This window comes from Stenotrophomonas sp. As-7, assembly GCF_030291015.1.
In the GTDB taxonomy this organism is placed as follows: Bacteria; Pseudomonadota; Gammaproteobacteria; order Xanthomonadales; family Xanthomonadaceae; genus Stenotrophomonas; species Stenotrophomonas lactitubi.
On record NZ_CP127405.1, the window covers coordinates 3,736,165 to 3,754,829 of the forward strand.

Annotated in this window: 16 protein-coding genes; 7 read left to right on the forward strand and 9 right to left on the reverse strand. The window is 64.0% G+C overall.

Annotated features, from left to right (window positions below; all coding sequences use genetic code 11):
• Nucleotides 1–50: 50 nt before the first annotated feature.
• Together QP457_RS17110 and QP457_RS17115 are read left to right on the forward strand one after the other, a co-directional pair.
• Nucleotides 51–935, forward strand: a complete 885-nt coding sequence (locus tag QP457_RS17110; protein ID WP_180165725.1) for an outer membrane protein assembly factor BamD — start codon at nt 51–53, stop codon at nt 933–935.
• A 152-nt stretch (nt 936–1,087) separates the two neighbouring features.
• A complete protein-coding gene (locus QP457_RS17115; RefSeq protein ID WP_205406017.1) occupies nt 1,088–2,287 on the forward strand; it encodes a lipase family protein in 1,200 nt (399 codons plus the stop codon).
• A 99-nt stretch (nt 2,288–2,386) separates the two neighbouring features.
• On the opposite strand, the gene QP457_RS17120 is transcribed toward QP457_RS17115, so the two are convergent.
• The 3 genes from QP457_RS17120 to sucC form a co-directional block, all read right to left on the reverse strand.
• Complete coding sequence (locus QP457_RS17120; protein WP_205406018.1) at nt 2,387–4,021, reverse strand: NAD+ synthase; 1,635 nt, start codon at nt 4,019–4,021, stop codon at nt 2,387–2,389.
• 234 nt (nt 4,022–4,255) lie between these two features.
• Nucleotides 4,256–5,131: a succinate--CoA ligase subunit alpha gene (sucD, locus tag QP457_RS17125; protein WP_205406019.1), complete on the reverse strand. Its 876-nt coding sequence runs from the start codon at nt 5,129–5,131 to the stop codon at nt 4,256–4,258.
• A 21-nt stretch (nt 5,132–5,152) separates the two neighbouring features.
• A complete protein-coding gene (sucC, locus tag QP457_RS17130) occupies nt 5,153–6,322 on the reverse strand; it encodes an ADP-forming succinate--CoA ligase subunit beta (protein ID WP_025874298.1) in 1,170 nt (389 codons plus the stop codon).
• 377 nt (nt 6,323–6,699) lie between these two features.
• On the opposite strand from sucC, the gene QP457_RS17135 reads away from it, so the two are divergent.
• Together QP457_RS17135 and QP457_RS17140 are read left to right on the forward strand one after the other, a co-directional pair.
• Nucleotides 6,700–8,313: an ATP-binding protein gene (locus QP457_RS17135; protein WP_100553377.1), complete on the forward strand. Its 1,614-nt coding sequence runs from the start codon at nt 6,700–6,702 to the stop codon at nt 8,311–8,313.
• 54 nt (nt 8,314–8,367) lie between these two features.
• Nucleotides 8,368–9,741, forward strand: a complete 1,374-nt coding sequence (locus QP457_RS17140) for a sigma-54 dependent transcriptional regulator (protein ID WP_100553378.1) — start codon at nt 8,368–8,370, stop codon at nt 9,739–9,741.
• A 66-nt stretch (nt 9,742–9,807) separates the two neighbouring features.
• Here the strand turns inward: QP457_RS17140 and pilB are convergent, their stop codons facing one another.
• From pilB to QP457_RS17165, 5 genes are all read right to left on the reverse strand, one after another.
• Nucleotides 9,808–11,535 (reverse strand): type IV-A pilus assembly ATPase PilB, encoded by a 1,728-nt coding sequence (gene pilB, locus QP457_RS17145; RefSeq protein ID WP_205406020.1) that lies wholly within the window; start codon nt 11,533–11,535, stop codon nt 9,808–9,810.
• A gap of 113 nt (nt 11,536–11,648) precedes the next feature.
• The gene (locus QP457_RS17150) at nt 11,649–12,059 is read right to left on the reverse strand and encodes a pilin (RefSeq protein WP_100553380.1); all 411 of its coding nucleotides are present in this window, start codon (nt 12,057–12,059) and stop codon (nt 11,649–11,651) included.
• Nucleotides 12,060–12,152: 93 nt separating this feature from the next.
• Nucleotides 12,153–13,049, reverse strand: coding sequence for a serine hydrolase domain-containing protein (locus QP457_RS17155; protein ID WP_205406021.1), 897 nt, complete (start codon nt 13,047–13,049; stop codon nt 12,153–12,155).
• Between the two features lie 20 nt (nt 13,050–13,069).
• Nucleotides 13,070–14,182: an isoprenylcysteine carboxylmethyltransferase family protein gene (locus QP457_RS17160; RefSeq protein WP_205406022.1), complete on the reverse strand. Its 1,113-nt coding sequence runs from the start codon at nt 14,180–14,182 to the stop codon at nt 13,070–13,072.
• 170 nt (nt 14,183–14,352) lie between these two features.
• Nucleotides 14,353–14,796, reverse strand: a complete 444-nt coding sequence (locus tag QP457_RS17165; protein ID WP_100553383.1) for a pilin — start codon at nt 14,794–14,796, stop codon at nt 14,353–14,355.
• 347 nt (nt 14,797–15,143) lie between these two features.
• Between QP457_RS17165 and QP457_RS17170 the strand changes: the two genes are divergently transcribed.
• The 3 genes from QP457_RS17170 to coaE are packed head-to-tail and all read left to right on the forward strand — an operon-like array spanning nt 15,144 to nt 17,898.
• Nucleotides 15,144–16,403, forward strand: coding sequence for a type II secretion system F family protein (locus tag QP457_RS17170; RefSeq protein ID WP_205406026.1), 1,260 nt, complete (start codon nt 15,144–15,146; stop codon nt 16,401–16,403).
• 8 nt (nt 16,404–16,411) lie between these two features.
• Nucleotides 16,412–17,275 carry an A24 family peptidase gene (locus tag QP457_RS17175; RefSeq protein WP_089236602.1) on the forward strand — a complete coding sequence of 288 codons (864 nt, stop codon included), beginning with the start codon at nt 16,412–16,414 and terminating at the stop codon, nt 17,273–17,275.
• An 11-nt stretch (nt 17,276–17,286) separates the two neighbouring features.
• Nucleotides 17,287–17,898, forward strand: a complete 612-nt coding sequence (coaE, locus tag QP457_RS17180; RefSeq protein ID WP_180165743.1) for a dephospho-CoA kinase — start codon at nt 17,287–17,289, stop codon at nt 17,896–17,898.
• Nucleotides 17,899–17,997: 99 nt separating this feature from the next.
• Here coaE and QP457_RS17185 read toward each other — a convergent pair whose 3' ends face one another.
• Nucleotides 17,998–18,384: a hypothetical protein gene (locus QP457_RS17185; RefSeq protein WP_100553386.1), complete on the reverse strand. Its 387-nt coding sequence runs from the start codon at nt 18,382–18,384 to the stop codon at nt 17,998–18,000.
• Nucleotides 18,385–18,665: the final 281 nt, after the last annotated feature.

Here is an 18,665-nt window from a genome sequence, read left to right on the forward strand (position 1 = left end):
CTAGGCTATCATCGACCCTTCGTATTCCAGCCGCGTCCCGCATTGACCCCATGATCCGACGCTCCGTCCTGCTCTCCGCGCCCGTCCGCCTCACCGCCCTTCTGCTGGTGCTGGTCATCGTCGCCACCGGCTGCAACCGCGGCACCAAGGGCGATCGCCCTGATGAAGGCACCCCGGTCGAACAGCTCTACGAAAAGAGCCACAAGCTGATGCAAGGCGGCAACTGGAGCGGCGCTGAAGCCAGCTTCCGCCGTCTGGTGGCGCAGTATCCCTACGGCCCGTACACCGAGCAGGCGATGATCGAATCGGCCTATGCCCAGTACAAGGCCGGCAAGCACGATGACGCCGTGTCCAGCATCGACCGCTTCATCCGTACCTACCCGACCCACCGCAACATCGCGTACCTGTACTACCTGCGCGGCCTGGCCAACTCCAATCGCAATACGGTTTTCCTGCGTCGCGTATGGTCGCTGGACGCCAGCCGCCGCGATCTGTCCACGCCGCACCAGGCGTATTCAGACTTCAACATCGTGGTCGACCGCTACCCCAACAGCCGCTATGCCGCCGACGCGCGCCAGCGCATGCTGGTGCTGCGTGACGTATTCGCCCAGCACGAGCTCGACAACGCGCTGTACTACATGCGCCGTGGCGCCTACGTCTCGGCCGCCGGCCGCGCCAACTACCTGCTGGAAACCTACCCGCAGAGCGCGTTCCAGAACGATGCCGTGGCGGTACTGGCCGATTCCTACACCCACCTGGGCAACAAGACCCTGGCCGACGACGCCCGCCGCGTCCTGCAGCTGAACCAGCCGGACCACCCGTGGCTGGAAGGCAAGTGGCCGAAGTACCCGTGGATGGTCCGCAAGCTGAACCCGTTTGCCGGCGAGAAGTCCGCCGCCACCGGCCAGCGCAACGCGCGACTGGAAAAGAAGTAAGAAAAGAGGCCCCGCAAGGGGCCTTTTTTTGCCTGGCGTCATCGCTAGGAATTCTCCGAATCCGCGATCGCTGCGACGTTCGTCCCAGTCAGCGCGAAGGACAGCTTCCAGACTGCGGCGCAAAGGCCATCCCGGCCTGCATGGAGCGCCACATGTCCTCATCGTCCCTGCGGTTCCGCCCCCGCCCGACCCTGCTGGTCACGGCCCTGCTCGTTCTGGCCGCCTGCCCCGTTGCCGCCCTCGCGGCGCAGCCGGGCGACCTGCTCTCAGCCTCGCCCTACCGCGCGAGCTGGGTGCCTTCCAAGGCCGCCCAGGCCTACAAGCTGGCCTACCGCACCCCCGATCATCACGGTCGCCTGGCCCAGGCCACCGGGCTGGTCTACCTGCCCGCCGGGCCTGCGCCGGCAGGTGGCTGGCCGGTGGTGTCCTGGGCGCACGGCACCCAGGGCATCGCCGACCACTGCGCGCCTTCGGTATCGGGCCCCTATCAGCCCGAGCGCGATGGCCGCTTCCTCGACCAGTTCCTGGGACAGGGCTATGCCGTCGTTGCTGCCGATTACCAAGGCCTGGGCAGTCCGGGTGACCATGCCTACCTGCACGTGCGTACCTCCGCGCGCAACGCCATCGATCTCATCAAGGCCGGCCGCCATTTCCTCGGCACTGCCACGCTGTCGCCGCGCTGGGTCTCCGTGGGCCACTCGCAGGGCGGCGCCGCCGCACTTACGGCCGGGTATCTGGCGCCATCCTATGGCCCCTCGCTGCAGTACCGCGGCAGCTTCACCACCGGCACGCCCACGGCCGTCGAACTGACCGCGCTGGTCATGAAGCCCGACAACCGCGCCGCCAATCCCGGGGCGGTCAACGCCTATCACGCCTACCTGCTCGATGGCCTGCTGCAGGTGGAACCGCGCATCGCGCAGGTGCTCAGCGATGAAGGCCATGCTCGGGTCGCGCTGGCACGCCAGCAGTGCCTCGGCCCATTGGCTGCCACCCTGGAAGGCGCCAACACAGGAGAAATGTTCAGCGCGCCGCTGACCTCGGTACCTGGCATCTGGGCACTGCTGCATGACTACCTGGGCGTGCCACGGCGGGGCTTCAGCCAGCCACTGATGCTGGGCCACGGCAGCCAGGACCGCGACGTGCCCTATCTCACCACCCTGCTGTATGCCGTCGGCCTGGCCCTGCGCGCCGAACCGGTGGCATTCCGCCGATACCCGGTCGACCATCGGGGCACGCTTGACGCCGCAGCGGCCGATGGCCTGGCATTCGTTCGCGCGCGGCTGGGCAACGATTCCTTCAACGAGGCCGCTGAAACCGCAGGCCTGGAACAGCTGCTCAACGAAGCCCAGTAGATCCACGCCATGCGTGGATGGGCGGTACACGCGGTTGCCGGCCAGCGGCCGGCACTACCTATCGTCTGGTAGCGCCGGGCCATGACCGGCGACCGGCCCTCAGCTCTTGTAGCCGTTGCTGATCGGGTACCGGCGCTCACGCCCGAACGCGCGGCGTGAGACCTTCGGGCCCGGCGCGGCCTGGTGGCGCTTCCACTCGCTGATGCGCACCAGCCGCAGCACACGATCCACCACCGCTGGGTCATAGCCAGCGGCGACGATCTCCGTGCGCGACTGCTCCTGGTCGATGTAGCGGTACAGGATGCCGTCCAGCACATCGTAGGCCGGCAGCGAGTCCTGGTCGGTCTGGTTCTCGCGCAGTTCGGCCGATGGCGGGCGGCTGATCACCGCCGGCGGGATCACCGGTGCGCCACCCACCGTGTTGCGCCACTTGGACAGGCCGAACACCTCGGTCTTGTACAGATCCTTCAGCGGCGCGTAGCCGCCACACATGTCGCCATAGATCGTGGCGTAGCCGACCGCGTATTCGCTCTTGTTGCCGGTGGTCAGCAGCAGGCCACCGAACTTGTTGGCCAGCGCCATCAGGATCACGCCACGGCTGCGCGACTGCAGGTTCTCTTCGGTCACATCCGGCGTGGTGCCCTCGAACATCGGCGCCAGCGCCTGCATCAGGCCCTGGAATGCCGGCTCGATGGAAACGGCTTCCAGCTTCACGCCCAGCGCTTCGCACTGCTCGGCGGCCAGGTCGTTGGACATGCCTGCGGTATAGCGCGAGGGCAGGCGCACGGCGGTGACGTTCTCCGCACCCAGCGCATCGACCGCCATCGCCAGCACGATCGCCGAGTCGATGCCGCCGGACAGACCCAGCCACACCTTCTTGAAACCATTCTTGCTGCAGTAGTCCTGGATGCCGCGGGTCACCGCGCGCCAGGCCAGCGCATCCATGCTTTCGTCGCCGTCGTCCATCCACACGTGTGGCATGAAGCGGCGCGTAGCGCCATCGTACTCCACCACCAGCCATTGGTCGACGAAGGCAGCTGCGGCCGGATGCACCGTGCCATCGCCGTCGGCCACCACCGATGCACCATCGAACACCAGCGCATCCTGGCCGCCCACCACGTTGAGGTAGGCGATGGCCGCGCCGCTTTCGCGGGTACGTGCCGCCAGCACCGCATCGCGCTGGGCATGCTTGCCGCGTTCGTAGGGCGAAGCGTTGGGCACCACCACCAGCTGCGCACCGGCACGCACCGTATCGGCCAGCGGCTCGGCGAACCACAGGTCTTCGCAGATCAGCAGGCCCACCGGAATGCCATCAACCTCGAACACGCAGCTGCCACCGTCGGGGTCGACATCGAAGTAGCGGCGCTCGTCGAACACCGCGTAATTGGGCAGCTCGCGCTTGCGGTAGGTCTGCTCCACCAGGCCATCGCGCAGCACGCTGGCCGCGTTGTAGACCACCGCACCGGCCGCCTGTGGCCAACCGACCACGGCGGTGATGCCACGGCAGGCAGCGGCAATGCGGGTCATCGCCTGCTCGCACTCATACAGGAAGCCCGGGCGTAGCAGCAGGTCCTCCGGCGGATAGCCGCTGACTGCCAGCTCGGGGAACATCACCAGCCCGGCGCCGTACTCGTCGCGCGCCTGGCCGATCATCTCAATGATGCGCTCGGTGTTGCCGGCGACATCGCCAACCGGGAAGTCGAACTGCGCCATCGCGATGCGGATCGAAGCCATGAGGGTCCAGCCTGTGGTTGCAATGCGCACATTGTAGCGCCGCGCCATGTGCGCGCCGGGCGCTCCCACTCCATGGACAGGCCCTGCTCAGTAGATCCACGCCATGCGTGGATGGGGTTGGCTGCGATGCTCAGGACACCAGACGCAGAAAGGCCGCCCGGAGGCGGCCTTTCTGTTTCAGGCAGCCGAGCGTTGGCTCGGCTCTACAGAATCGTCTGCCAGAGGCAGTCGATCTTATTTCACCAGCTTGGCGATGGCAGCGCCCAGGTCGCCCGGCGAACGCACGGTGACGACGCCAGCAGCTTCCATTGCAGCAAACTTGCCTTCGGCAGTGCCCTTGCCGCCCGATGCGATCGCACCGGCGTGGCCCATGCGCTTGCCGGCCGGAGCCGAAGCACCGGCGATGAAACCGACGACCGGCTTCTTCACGTGGTTCTTGATGTACTCGGCACCGGCTTCTTCAGCGTCGCCGCCGATTTCGCCGACCATGATGATGCCTTCGGTCTGCGGGTCATCGTTGAACAGCTTCAGGCAGTCGACGAAGTTCAGGCCGTTGATCGGGTCACCACCGATGCCGATGCAGGTGGACTGGCCCAGGCCGACTTCGGTGGTCTGCTTGACCGCTTCATAGGTCAGGGTGCCCGAACGCGACACGATGCCGATCTTGCCCGGCTTGTGGATGTGGCCCGGCATGATGCCGATCTTGCACTCACCCGGGGTGATGACGCCCGGGCAGTTCGGCCCGATCAGCACGGTGTCCGGATGCGAACGGGTCAGCACGTTCTTGACGCGCAGCATGTCCAGCACCGGGATGCCTTCGGTGATGCAGACGATGACCTTGATGCCGGCAGCAGCGGCTTCCAGGATCGCGTCAGCCGCGTACGGCGGCGGCACGTAGATGACCGAAGCGTTGGCGCCGGTGCTCTGCACGGCGTCGGCAACGGTGTTGAAGACCGGCAGGTCGATATGGGTGGTGCCACCCTTGCCCGGGGTCACGCCGCCAACAACCTGGGTGCCGTACTCGATCATCTGAGTGGCGTGGAAGGTGCCCTGCTGGCCGGTGAAGCCCTGCACGATCACCTTGGTGTTCTTATTGATCAAAACTGACATTGGATTTCCTTCGGTGTCGGATCAGGCGGCGTTCTTGACAGCTTCGACGACCTTCTTGGCACCGTCGTTGATGTTGTCGGCCGGGATGATGGCCATGCCGCTGTCACGCAGCAGCTGCTTGCCTTCTTCCACGTTGGTGCCTTCCAGACGCACCACGACCGGAACCTTGACGCCCACTTCCTTCACAGCGGCGATGATGCCTTCGGCAATCATGTCGCAGCGGACGATGCCGCCGAAGATGTTGACGAAGATGCCTTCGACCTTGTCCGAGGACAGGATCAGCTTGAACGCTTCGATGACGCGCTGCTTGTTGGCACCGCCGCCCACGTCCAGGAAGTTCGCCGGCTCGCCGCCGTTGAGCTTGATGACGTCCATGGTGGCCATGGCCAGGCCTGCGCCGTTGACCATGCAGCCGATGTTGCCGTCCATGGTGACGTAGTTGATGTCCAGCTCCGAAGCGATCACTTCGGTCGGATCTTCCTGGGTCTTGTCGCGCATGGCGACCAGGGCCTTCTGGCGGAACGCGGCGTTGTCGTCGCTGTCGAACTTGCCGTCCAGCGCGTACAGGTTGCCGTCGTCCAGGATGGCCAGCGGGTTGATTTCAACCAGCGCCAGGTCCTTTTCGTTGAACAGGCGGTACAGGTTCACCATGATGTTGGCGAACTGGCCGGCCTGCTTGGCAGTCAGGCCCAGCTTGAAGCCGAAATCACGACCGTGGTAACCCTGCACGCCTTCGACGAAGTCGACGTTCAGCGAGTGGATCAGCTCCGGGGTTTCAGCGGCAACCTGCTCGATCTCCACGCCGCCTTCCGAAGAAGCGATGTAGGTGATGGTCTTGGTGCCACGGTCAACCAGCACCGACAGGTACAGTTCCTTGACGATCTCGCCAGCGGTGGTCACCAGCACCAGGTTGACCGGCAGTTCAACGCCAGCGGTCTGGTAGGTGGCCATCTTGGTGCCGAGCATCTTGGCCGCAGCGGCCTTCACGTCGTCGGTGGTCTTGCAGAACTTGACGCCGCCAGCCTTGCCGCGGCCGCCAGCGTGGATCTGCGCCTTGACCATCCAGGGGCCCTGGCCCAGGGAGTTGGCAGCGGCAACAGCTTCGTCCGGGGTCGCAGCGACCTTGCCGGCCGGGACCGGGATGCCGTACTCGGCAAGCAGTTGTTTTGACTGGTATTCGTGGAAATTCATGCGTCACCGTGGGAATAGGAACGACCGCACGCAATTCCTCAGGGCCCCGGCGGGGCGCCGGCATGGACCGCGGCGGGCCCACTATTGTGGCCGAGCCAGCGCCGGGGCGCAAAGAAGTATGGACAAAAGGCCGGAACCGGCCAGATTTCCACGGTCATTCAGGCAGTTGCGGCACGGCCCGGTTCGCCGCCCAAAGGCGGGGCCCGGCCGATTGCGCAGTCCAGCCCGCTGCAGGCGCCCTATACTGACCCCGTAAATTCGAGCCCACGGTGCCGGTAACCGGGCAGCGAGCAGATCCGACGATCGGGGGACGTCGGGAAGGTTCGGCCCACCGCCGGCATGATCCAGTTCCAGGCAGCCAGAAGGGGAGTTCCGGCGTGTCACCCAGTGCTTCATTGATCGACCGCATCGAATCGATACCGCGGCGAGAGCTGTATTTCTTCGCCCTGTACCGGGTGCTGATCGCCTCGGTCATCGCCGCCCTGCTGTACAGCCCGCTGTCGGCCATGGTCGGCGAAGCCCACCACCCTCGCTTGGCCAACAGCGTAGGCGCGGCTTACCTGCTGCTGTCCCTGTTGTGGCTGGTGATCGGCCGCAACGAACGCTGGCTTCGGCAGATCGTGGTCGGCGGCGTGCTGCTGGACATCGTCGCCGCGAGCCTGCTGGCGCACGCGCTGCCCGGTGCCAGCGCCGGCATCTCGATGTCGCTGCTGTTCAACATCGCCGCTGCCGCCACCCTGCTGCCGCTCAGCTGGGGCCTGCTGCTGGCACTGGCCGCCAGCGTCGCCACGGCCGCCGAATACCTGTGGAAAGTGCTGGAAGGCGGCGATCCCACCCGCACCCTGGCCGAACTGGCGATGTTCGCCACCAGTTACCTGGCGCTGGCCTTCATCAGCTACCAGGTCGGCAACCGCGCGCGCCGCAACCAGCAGCTGGCCAACCAGCGCGGCGACGAAGTGGCCAACCTGTTCCAGATCAACGAACTGATCATCCGCCGCATGCGTACCGGCGTCGTGGTGGTGGACGCCGACAACCGCATCACCCTGGCCAACGAAGCGGCCTCGATCCTGCTCGGCGACAGCGATGGCAACAGCGATTCCGGTCGCCTCGACCTGGCCAGCGTCGCCCCCGAACTTGCCAGGCGCCTGCAACGGTGGCGCAACGGCTGGGCGCAGGATGAAATGCCACTGCAGCTCAACCCCGACCAGCCGGAAGTGCAACCGCGCTTCGCCCGCCTGCTGGCCGGCAGCGACCTGGTGCTGGTGTTCCTGGATGACTCCAGCGTGGTCTCGCGTCGCGCCGAATCGCTCACCCTGTCGGCGATGGGGCGCTTCTCGGCCAGCCTCGCCCACGAGATCCGCAACCCGCTGGCGGCCATCAACTACGCCGTGCAGCTGCTCGAGGAAGGCACCGGCTTCAACGAGAGCGACCGCCGCCTGCTGCAGATCATCCACCAGCAGTGCCAACGCACCAACGGCATCGTTGAAAGCGTGCTGGGCCTGGCCCGGCGCGAACGCGCCAATCCGGAAAACGTCGACCTCGCCGCCTTCGTGCGCCGCTTCGTGCTGGAGTACAAGCAGGGGCAGACGCTGGAAACGGACAGCATCGAACCGATCATCAACGACACCTCGGTGCCGGCCCAGGTCGATCCGCGCCACCTGTACCAGGTGCTGACCGTGCTGGTGCACAACGCACTGAAGTACGGCCGCATCGGCGAGCAGCCCGCGCGCGTGCGGCTGCGCGTCGCCCAGCACGAACGCAGTGCGGTGATCGACGTGATGGACCGTGGCCCCGGCATTCCCGAGACCATCGCCGCGCAGCTGTTCCGCCCCTTCTTCACCACCTCCGAGCACGGCACCGGCCTGGGCCTGTATATCGCCCGCGAGCTGTGCCGGGCCAACCAGGCGCGGCTGGATTACATTCCCGTCCCCGCCGGCGGCTCCTGCTTCCGATTGGTTCTGCCCGGCCCGCACACCCTGCTTCCGCACTGATCCCACGCGTCAAACATTTGTCGCCTTCCACCCCCTCGGCTATCTTTCCCTCCCATGAACGAAACCCGCAGCGCCCTCGTCGTCGACGATGAACGCGATATCCGCGAACTGCTGGTGTTGACCCTCGGCCGCATGGGCCTGCGCATCAGCACCGCCGCCAACCTCGCCGAAGCCCGCGAACTGCTAGCCAGCAATCCGTACGACCTGTGCATCACCGACATGCGCCTGCCCGACGGCAACGGCATCGAACTGGTCAGTGAGATCGCCCAGCACTACCCACGCACGCCGGTGGCGATGATCACCGCCTTCGGCAGCATGGACCTGGCAGTGGAAGCACTGAAAGCCGGCGCCTTCGATTTCGTCAGCAAGCCGGTGGACATCACCGTGCTGCGCGGCCTGGTCAAGCATGCGCTGGAACTCAACAACAGCGAACGCCCCGTTGCCGGACCCGCCGCGGAACAAGCCGCGCGCCTGCTCGGCGAATCGCCGGCCATGGACGTGCTGCGCGCCACCATCAGCAAGGTCGCGCGCAGCCAGGCGCCGGTCTACATCCTGGGCGAATCCGGCGTAGGCAAGGAACTGGTCGCACGCACCATCCACGCACAGGGTGCACGCGCGGCCGGGCCATTCGTGCCGGTCAACTGTGGCGCCATCCCCACCGAGCTGATGGAGAGCGAGTTCTTCGGCCACCGCAAGGGCAGCTTCACCGGTGCCCACGCCGACAAGCCGGGGCTGTTCCAGGCCGCGCACGGCGGCACCCTGTTCCTGGATGAAGTGGCCGAACTGCCGCTGCAGATGCAGGTGAAGCTGCTGCGTGCGATCCAGGAAAAATCGGTGCGTGCGGTTGGCGCGCCCAGCGAAGAACCGGTAGACGTGCGCATCCTCTCGGCCACCCACAAGGACCTGGCCGAGCTGGTCGAAGACGGGCGTTTCCGCCACGACCTGTACTACCGCATCAACGTAATCGAACTGCGCGTGCCGCCGCTGCGCGAGCGCCGCCAGGACCTGCCGGCGCTGGCCGCGTCGATCCTGGCACGGCTGGCCCGCAGCCACGGCCGCGCCACCCCGCTGCTGGCGCCCTCCGCTCTGGACGCACTGGCGCAGTACGGCTTCCCCGGCAATGTGCGCGAGCTGGAGAACATCCTGGAACGCGCGCTGGCGCTGGCGGAAGAAGACCGTATCGGTGCAGACGACCTGCGCCTGCCGCAGCACGCGCCACGCTCACCGGGCAGTGCTGCCCATGCCGAAGCCGTGGTCGACCTGCACCCGGGCAGTGCCGCCCTGCCCTCGTACATCGAGCAGCTTGAGCGCAGTGCGATCCAGCGCGCGCTGGAAGAAAACCGCTGGAACAAGACCCGTACCGCCGCGCAGCTGGGCATCACCTTCCGCGCACTGCGTTACAAGCTGAAGAAGCTGGGGATGGAATAGGTAGTGCCGGCCGCTGGCCGGCAACCTCAGGCGCCGCGCATCCACGCATGGCGTGGATCTACTGCATCAATCCTTGGTGACGCGGTTAATCTCGGCCAGGCTGGTCACACCTGCAGCCGCCTTCTTCAACGCCGACTGCCGCAGGTCGTTCACACCGATCGCCTGCGCAGCCTCGGCAATCTGCAGCGCGTTGCCGCCCGCCAGCACGATGGTCGCGATCTCGTCGGTCATCGGCATCACCTGGTAGAGACCGGTACGGCCCTTGTAGCCCTCGGTGCATTCATCGCAGCCGACCGCTTCGTGCAGCTGGATGCCCGCATCCAGCTGCGCCTGGGTGAAGCCTTCTGCCAGCAGCGCATGCGCGGGCAGGTCTGTCGGCCGCTTGCAGTTCGAACACAGGCGGCGCGCCAAGCGCTGGGCGATCACCAGCGTCACCGAGCTGGTGATGTTGTACGGCGCGATGCCCATGTTCATCAGGCGCGCGATGGTCTGCGGCGCGTCGTTGGTATGCAGCGTGGACAGCACCATGTGACCGGTCTGTGCGGCCTTGATCGCAATTTCCGCCGTTTCCAGGTCGCGGATTTCGCCGACCATGATGATGTCCGGATCCTGTCGCAGGAACGAGCGCAGGGCTGCGGCGAAGGTCATGCCGCGCTTGTTGTTCTGCTGCACCTGGTTGACGCCGGGCAGACGGATTTCCACCGGGTCTTCGGCCGTAGAAATATTGCGGGTTTCGTCGTTGAGGATGCCCAGCGCGGTGTACAGCGACACCGTCTTGCCCGAACCGGTCGGGCCGGTCACCAGCACCATGCCATACGGTTTGTGGATCGCTTCCAGGAACAGCTTCTGCTGGTCCGGCTCGTAACCCAGCTTGTCGATGCCCAGCTTGGCCGCGCTGCCATCGAGGATACGCAGCACCACCTTCTCACCGAACAGCGTCGGCAACGTGCTGACACGGAAGTCGATCTGCCGGGTCTTGGACAGGTTGAGCTTGATGCGACCATCCTGCGGCACGCGCTTTTCCGCGATATCCAGCTGCGCCATCACCTTCAGGCGCGCAGCGATGCGCTGGTTGAGCTTGGTCGGCGCGCGCGCGACCATCTTCAGCAGGCCGTCGATGCGCAGGCGCACGCGATAGTCGTCTTCGTAGGGCTCGAAGTGAATGTCCGACGCGCCCTTGCGGATGGCGTCGATCAGCACCTTGTTGATGAACTTGACCACCGGGGTGTCGTCGCCCTTGGCGTCGATGCCGCTGTCGGTGCTGGCCATCTCATCGTCGCCACCGGCGATGTCGAGGTTGGCCATGGCATCGTCGTCGCCGCCGAGCGCATCGCCCATGGTGTCGTGGCTGGCATGCCACTGCTCCAGCGTGCGACGGATCTGGTCCTCATCCACCAGAATCGGCTCAACCACCAGATTGGTGTGGAACTTGATCTCATCCAGCGAGTGGGTGGGGTTGCTGGTGCCGACGAACAGCTTGCCACCGCGTTTGAACAGCGGCAGCACGTTGTGCTTGCGCAGCAGTTCCTCGCTGACCAGGCTCATCGCGTTCTGGCTGCTGTCGAAGGTGGACACATCGAACAGCGGCATGCCGAACTCGAGTGAGTTGGCGGCGGCCAACTGGGCCGCGCCGACGACCTTGTTCTGCGCAAACCATGTTGGCAGCGGCTGACGCGCGGCGGTGGCCTTGGCCATGGCGTCGCGGGCAGCGACTTCATCCATGGCGCCGTCCTGTACCAGGCGGCGGGCCAGACCGGTGATGCCGACGAGGTTGGCGGTGGTAGCTGCGTTCATTGAAGTACTCCTGCTTTGAAGGCCAGACTACCGAACCTGACGACGTGTCGAAAGATCCAGATCAGCCAAGGCGTTGCTCACACTCCTGCCTGCAAAGCACAAGGGGTCAACACTCACCGGCATTCCGCTGGCACGTATTTGGAGTCACCGGAAACCTGCGCACATTTCCAGCGAACCAGGTCGCTCGGCCTGAAGGTCGGAGTCAACGTCAGTGACACGCCTCCAGCCTTGGTGGTCGTCATCATGGTAAGTACACCATTCCCCGTGCAGGTGAGGGTCTGAACGTTAACCGTCGCTGCGGGCAAATCATCCACACCCAAACAAGACGTAGAGTCCAAGGCATTGATGTTGTTTATGTTTTCAGTAACCGTCACCTTCGCATACGACGCAAGCACCAATGCCTCCGATACCCGGGCGCGAATGGTGTAAGTCTGGTATGCAGGCAATGCTATCGCAGCAAGGATTGCGATGATTGCGACAACGATCATTAGTTCAACCAGTGTGAAACCGCGATTCCTGTTCATGTCGATGCACCTCCCCTAGGGCACAGTTCTATATCGGTTTGAAAAACAAAATTTTTGGCTCCCTGCCGAATGTGAATCCAGTACTTGCAGCGATTAAATCCGCTGGTGATGTTCAGCATTTCTGATCGGCATGCAGGCCCACATCTTTTTCATGACAGACTCGGCGGTCGCATCAACATCCTTGGGGTCACCCTTGAAGTACGCCACGAGCAAACGATCACTTCCGTCGGTAGCCGCAATGGCAAGCGCCCCAGGGAGACGTCCGAAGTGAGACCACTCTGGATAGCCTGGCTTGGACCAGTGCCGCCAGGCATACGCGTAGTAACTCCCATCAGGAAGTGAAATCTCGGTTGGCATGGAATGAAGAGGAAGCATTTGTTGAAACACTGCATAGGCATCCGACAGCGAGCTGCGCCACCCGCCTGCGGCGCCCAAAGGACTTCGCACAGCTGCATCGACATGGGGAGGAAGCGGGGTTGCATCAGATTTCAACAACTCACCAAGGACGCAGTAGCCCGCATTGCTGTAGATGATCCTTTCACCAGGCGGGAATTCGGGATTCCGTCCGAGGACAACGCCTGCAGCGAATTCGCAATCCGGCTCTCCACCGGCAAACAGAGGATCGCTAGCTGCACGATCAAAACCTGCCTGATGCTGGATCAATTGCCTCAATGTAACTGCGCCTGTTTCAGCATCAACTCGACGGTCCTTCACAAGCGCCGCCAACGGGGTATCCAGACTGAATTGCCCTCGCTCAATGCGGAGCCTGATCTCTTCGGCGATCAATGGCTTGGTCAAGCTCGCCATGGGCAAAACAGCGTCTCGCCCGAACGCACTCCAACTCGCGTGAGCGCGGTCAATCACGCCTCGTCGATCACCGAATACAGCCTGCCCATCATGGAGCTCCTCCTGCCCAAGCGCATGCCGCATGCAACCAACTTCCGACCGATCGGAAGAGCAGGATGAAGCCGCCATCACCAGGAACAGCACTGCCGCTGATCTTGCGACATTCACGCAAAGACCCTCAGCCTGGCGGTCAGGAACCGCCGAAGCTTGGCAACAACCCCGTTTTCACGTATCCACTCCGTGTACTGGACATACACAGGATCCTGGCGCAGATGCCGCTCTTCGGTACGGGCTCTCAGGTAATAGATTGCGTTGACCCCGAGTAGCGCCATGCAATGCAACACCGCCTGCCCCCAACCCATAACGGGCAGGAAGGGAACGGAGATGAGCCACCAGGACAGGTTCTTCCCTAGATAGGCCGGATGCTTGCTCCATCGGTAGGGCCCCGACGTAATGATTCCTCGATGAGTCAGATTGGAGAAGCGTGGCCCGAACACGATGGTTGACCACGTGTAGATCCAGGTCAGCGCAAGGATTACACCACCCCAAGCATAGGCTGCAATGCTGCCGGCCTGCAGCCAAGCGGTCCAATCGCTGGCATGACGATAGACTAGGATCACATCAAAAATAAGAGCGCTCAGCGGTGGGTAACAGGCTAGGGCAGAAAGCCATCCCAACCACGTTGAATCAACCGAGCGAATATGCGCATCGATGCTTCGACTGGTGGACATGTAGCCTAGCGCTCCGAACGCGGTATCAATTGCATACATGCACAGGAACGGAGCCGAGAACCAGAACATGAAGTCCGTTCCATCAAGCTGTCGTTCAAAGCCATCAAGCCAAACCAAGGCCCAGCCCAGCATCAATGGCAGGAAAACCGCCTTCACGGCCCAACCCAGAAACGCCGTGCGTTCATCGGGATCGAGGGCCTTCCGGCGAACCATTTTCCCCACTGCATTGCCTGCAAGGAGAATGCTCATGCTGATAGAAGCGGGCCGAAGGAGCGCGAGAAGAAGCCCCACTGCCGCAACCAGCAATGCAGGCAGCAACAGCACACCAACAGCTGCCCCCTTCATCCCGCCCACTGCCAGTTGGATGAGGATGCTGCAGATCATAAGTGAGCAGACGACCAGCATTCCCGGCAGCGCCTCAGAGACCAAAGGCATTGCGTAGTCCCTGCGAACGGGCCTGTACTCCAACCACCACATCGGCACAGCTGCACCCACCAGCAGCGCAAGCAGTAGCGTCGCCGCCCCACCACCCAGCGCAAATGCCACGCCGAGTCCCAGCAAGGCCCCGGCAGCCCCTAAACAGCCTACCCGAGCCCTGACAGCACTTTCCGGGCGTCCAGACATATCCCATTCCCCAATGGTCAAATGCCGAAACAAAGCGGGGGGGCATTAGCCCCCCCGCTGTACGTCACGTGCTACACGGAGTCAGCCGTGTATTAGCCACCCGTGGCCGGAGCAGCGGTACGGCATTCGGCCGGGTAGTACGCAGCCTTGCCACCGGTTGCCTTGCAGGACCACTTGGTGCCGGCAACACCGGCGCCTGCGGTCGGGGTGAAGGTCAGGGTCACGGAACCGGCCTTGGCAGTGGTAACAACACCGATCGCGCCGGAAGCATCAGCGCAGGTGAAGGACTGAACGTTGGTGGTGGCCGGAGCGGTGGTGTCAACGCCCAGGCACGAACCGGCAGCGATGGTGCCGCCATTGTTGGCGATGTTCTCAGCGACAGTCGTCTTTGCACCCGAAGCCAGGACAGCAGCTTCGGACACGCGAGCGCGGATGGTGTAGTCCTGGTAAGCCGGCAGAGCGATGGCGGCCAGGATGGCAATGATCGCAACAACGATCATCAGTTCGATAAGGGTGAAGCCCTTCTGGTTCTTCATAGTGATACATCCCCAAGATAGTGGTGGTTGAGTCAGTGCGCAGGATCGATCCGGCCATCGGCCGGTTGAGCGGGTCCTGCACCTGCGGGTGGATCAACGCAGGTTGCGTGCCAACCCCGGCACGCCTCCCCCTGGATTTCCCCGCGCCCATGATGGCAGCAATTTCTGGGATGTGAACCCCCCGGTCATCATTCTGCGACGGACCCAGCAATGTGACGCAGTGCGTCACCTTTGGTCGGCAACCGGCACGAATTCGCATTCTGGCCGGCTGCGGCTCTGCCAAGTCGGTGATGAACCCGCTACCATCGGCAGATGCCCGTCTGGGGATGGCGGGCCGGGGAGCCAACATGTCTGTCAGTCGCAGTGCGATCAAAAAGGAACCCGTGGCCCGCGCCACGATAGAGTTGCAACCGTTTGTCTGGGTCGGGACGGACAAGCGTGGCGTGAAGATGAAGGGCGAGCAGTTGGCAAAGAACGCCAACCTGTTGCGCGCCGAGCTACGTCGACAGGGCATTAATCCGGGCCAGGTCAAACCCAAGCCAAAGCCGCTGTTCGGCGCAGCCGGTAAAGCCGTCGGCGCAAAGGACATCGCCTTCTTCAGTCGGCAGATGGCGACGATGATGAAATCCGGCGTGCCGATCGTGTCCGCACTGGAGATCATCGGCAGCGGGCACAAGAACCCGCGCATGAAGAAGATGGTAGATGGCATCCGCACTGACATCGAAGGCGGCTCGTCGCTGTATGAGGCAGTCAGCAAGCATCCTGTGCAGTTCGATGAGCTCTACCGCAATCTGGTTCGTGCTGGTGAGGGCGCGGGTGTTCTGGAAACCGTACTCGACACCGTTGCCACCTATAAAGAGAACATTGAATCCCTCAAGGGAAAGATCAAGAAGGCGCTGTTCTACCCGGCGATGGTGGTAGTGGTGGCATTGCTTGTCAGCGCCATCATGCTGATCTTCGTGGTTCCGCAGTTCGAGGAAGTTTTCAGTGGCTTTGGTGCGGAACTGCCGGCCTTCACCCAGATGATCGTCAACCTGTCCAGGTTCATGGTGTCTTGGTGGTGGCTGATGGCCATCGTTCTGGTCGGTACGTGCGTGGCCTTGGTCATGAGCTACAAACGCTCACTGAAAATGCAACACACGTTGGATCGACTGATCCTCAAGGTCCCGGTCATCGGCCAGATCATGAACAACAGCGCGATTGCCCGTTTTGCCCGGACCACAGCGGTGACCTTCAAGGCCGGCGTGCCGTTGGTGGAAGCGCTGGGCATTGTCGCCGGCGCCACCGGCAACAAGGTCTACGAAGAGGCCGTACTGCGCATGCGCGACGACGTATCAGTCGGCTACCCGGTCAACATGGCCATGAAGCAGCAGAATCTGTTCCCGCACATGGTCATCCAGATGACCGGCATCGGCGAAGAGGCCGGCGCCCTGGATGCCATGTTGTTCAAGGTTGCCGAGTATTATGAGCAGGAAGTCAACAATGCAGTGGATGCCCTGAGCAGCCTGCTCGAACCGATGATCATGGTCTTCATCGGCGTCGTCGTAGGCGGTATGGTCATCGGCATGTACCTGCCCATCTTCAAACTCGGCGCCGTCGTCGGCTAAAGGTAACAATGGCATTTCTCGACCAGCATCCCGGCCTCGGCTATCCCGCCGCGGCCGGCCTGGGGCTGCTTCTGGGCAGTTTCCTGAACGTCGTCATCCTGCGCCTGCCCAAGCGGCTGGAGTGGCAGTGGAAGCGCGATGCGCGCGAGGTTCTGGAAGAGCCGGACTTCTACGAGCCGCCCCCGCCGGGCATCGTGGTGGAGCCTTCGCACTGCCCGCACTGCAAGCACAAGCTGGCCTGGTACGAGAACATCCCGCTGTTCAGCTGGATCATCCAGGGCGGCAAGTGCCGCCACTGCAAGGCGCCGATCTCCATCCAGTACCCGCTGGTGGAAGCGCTGACCGCGGTGATGGTGCTGGCCTGCGTGTGGCAGTTCGGCTTCGGCTGGCAGGGCTTCGGCGCGATCGTGCTGACCTGCTTCCTGATCGCCCTGTCCGGCATCGACCTGCGCACCCAGCTGCTACCGGATCAATTGACCCTGCCCCTGATGTGGCTGGGGTTGATAGGCAGCATCGACAACCTGTACATGCCCGCCAAACCGGCCCTGCTCGGCGCCCTGCTGGGCTACCTGTCGCTGTGGTCGGTGTGGTGGCTGTTCAAGCAGCTGACCGGCAAGGAAGGCATGGGCCACGGCGACTTCAAGCTGCTGGCCGCGCTGGGCGCCTGGTGCGGGATGAAGGGCATCCTGCCGATCATCCTGATGTCGTCGGTGCTGGGCGCCATCATCGGCTCGATCTGGCTGTACAGCCGTGGCCGTGACCGGGCGACGCCGATCCCGTTCGGCCCTTATCTGGCGCTGGCCGGCTGGCTGTTCTTCATGTGGGGCGAGCCCCTGTTGAACCAGTATCTGGTGATGAGCGGGCTGCGCTGAGGGAAGTCCCCATGAGCCAGTATGTGGTTGGCCTGACCGGCGGCATCGCCTCGGGCAAGAGTGAGGTGACCCGGCGCTTCGAGGCGCTGGGCATTGTTGTGGCCGACGCCGACCTGGCCGCGCGCGCGGTGGTGACGGTGGGCAGCCCTGCCCTGTCCCTGATTGCAGAGCGCTTCGGCGCGGACATGCTGCTGGCCGACGGCAGCCTGGACCGTGCCCGCCTGCGCGCCCACATCTTTGCAGACCCGGCCGAGCGGACGGCGCTGGAAGCGATCACCCACCCGGCCATCCGCCGGTTGATGCAGCAGCAGTGCGAGCAGGCCGCCAGCCCCTATGCACTGGCGGCGATCCCGCTGTTGACCGAAGTGGGCGGCCGCCAGGCCTACCCGTGGCTGGACCGGGTGCTGCTGGTGGACGCGCCCGAGGCCGTACAGCACGCCCGGCTGATGCAGCGCGACGGCATCGACGCCGCGCTGGCCGACCAGATGATCGCCGCCCAGGCTACCCGCGCGCAGCGCTTGGCGCTGGCTGATGACGTGGTCGTCAATGATGGACATCCGGATGACCTGCAGGCGCAGGTGGAGCGGTTGCACGCTCGATATCTGGGGTTGGCTGTCGGGTAAGCCGGCAGGTCTACCGGCTCCGACCGAACAAGCATCCACGCATGGCGTGGATCTACTTCACCAGCACCGCGCGAACAGGCATCCACGCATGGCGTGGATCTACTCCAGCTGCTGGCGGGCGTAGCGGGCGAGTTCGCGGGCGGCCAGCAACAGGCCTTCCACTACGTCCGGCGGCAGCTGCTGGCCTGCACTGCCCTGCACCCGGGCCGCTTCGGCGGCGTGCAGCATCTGGATCAACGCATTGAGACCGGCCAGGGTGCGGCTGAGGCTGGCCAGGGTTACCGCCTGCGTCGGGGTGAGACCGGCGCCCTGCCGGGTCTGGCCATCGGCGTTGTCGCGGCCATCCATGCGCGCCATCAGTGCCGGCAGCAGGTCGCTGGGTTCGGCCAGCACGTCTTCGATGCGTTCGGCGATGTCGGCCGGCAGCTGGTCGGCGGATTCGCCGACCAGGCGGCGCAGGTTCGGATAGGTGGTGCGTGTGGACATGGCAGTGCTCCTCGCAGACGGCAAGGCCACCCGCAGATGCGAGGTGGCGGACGGTGCGGGTTGGCGTACCGGAGACCCAACAACTCGAAAGCAAGGAAAAAGACTCCAGCGGACTCTTGCGAGTCCCCACGCACCGCCCGCCGAAGCAGAAGGCATGCGGTGCATTTTCCATGATGGCCAAAGCGCATCTGGAGCTTTCAAGTTGTCGGGTTTATTCAGGACGCCAATCCCGGCCAGGGCGATGGCCCCAGCCATGCCATCTCGCCAGCTGCATGCACTGC

What these genes read in the sequence shown, in the direction of transcription:
- QP457_RS17150 (WP_100553380.1), bottom strand. Translation starts at nt 12,059, where the DNA reads ATGAACAGGAATCGCGGTTTCACACTGGTTGAACTAATGATCGTTGTC.
- sucD (WP_205406019.1), bottom strand. Translation starts at nt 5,131, where the DNA reads ATGTCAGTTTTGATCAATAAGAACACCAAGGTGATCGTGCAGGGCTTC.
- pilB (WP_205406020.1), bottom strand. Translation starts at nt 11,535, where the DNA reads ATGAACGCAGCTACCACCGCCAACCTCGTCGGCATCACCGGTCTGGCC.
- QP457_RS17115 (WP_205406017.1), top strand. Translation starts at nt 1,088, where the DNA reads ATGTCCTCATCGTCCCTGCGGTTCCGCCCCCGCCCGACCCTGCTGGTC.
- sucC (WP_025874298.1), bottom strand. Translation starts at nt 6,322, where the DNA reads ATGAATTTCCACGAATACCAGTCAAAACAACTGCTTGCCGAGTACGGC.
- QP457_RS17140 (WP_100553378.1), top strand. Translation starts at nt 8,368, where the DNA reads ATGAACGAAACCCGCAGCGCCCTCGTCGTCGACGATGAACGCGATATC.
- QP457_RS17175 (WP_089236602.1), top strand. Translation starts at nt 16,412, where the DNA reads ATGGCATTTCTCGACCAGCATCCCGGCCTCGGCTATCCCGCCGCGGCC.
- QP457_RS17170 (WP_205406026.1), top strand. Translation starts at nt 15,144, where the DNA reads ATGTCTGTCAGTCGCAGTGCGATCAAAAAGGAACCCGTGGCCCGCGCC.
- coaE (WP_180165743.1), top strand. Translation starts at nt 17,287, where the DNA reads ATGAGCCAGTATGTGGTTGGCCTGACCGGCGGCATCGCCTCGGGCAAG.
- QP457_RS17165 (WP_100553383.1), bottom strand. Translation starts at nt 14,796, where the DNA reads ATGAAGAACCAGAAGGGCTTCACCCTTATCGAACTGATGATCGTTGTT.
- QP457_RS17120 (WP_205406018.1), bottom strand. Translation starts at nt 4,021, where the DNA reads ATGGCTTCGATCCGCATCGCGATGGCGCAGTTCGACTTCCCGGTTGGC.
- QP457_RS17185 (WP_100553386.1), bottom strand. Translation starts at nt 18,384, where the DNA reads ATGTCCACACGCACCACCTATCCGAACCTGCGCCGCCTGGTCGGCGAA.
- QP457_RS17110 (WP_180165725.1), top strand. Translation starts at nt 51, where the DNA reads ATGATCCGACGCTCCGTCCTGCTCTCCGCGCCCGTCCGCCTCACCGCC.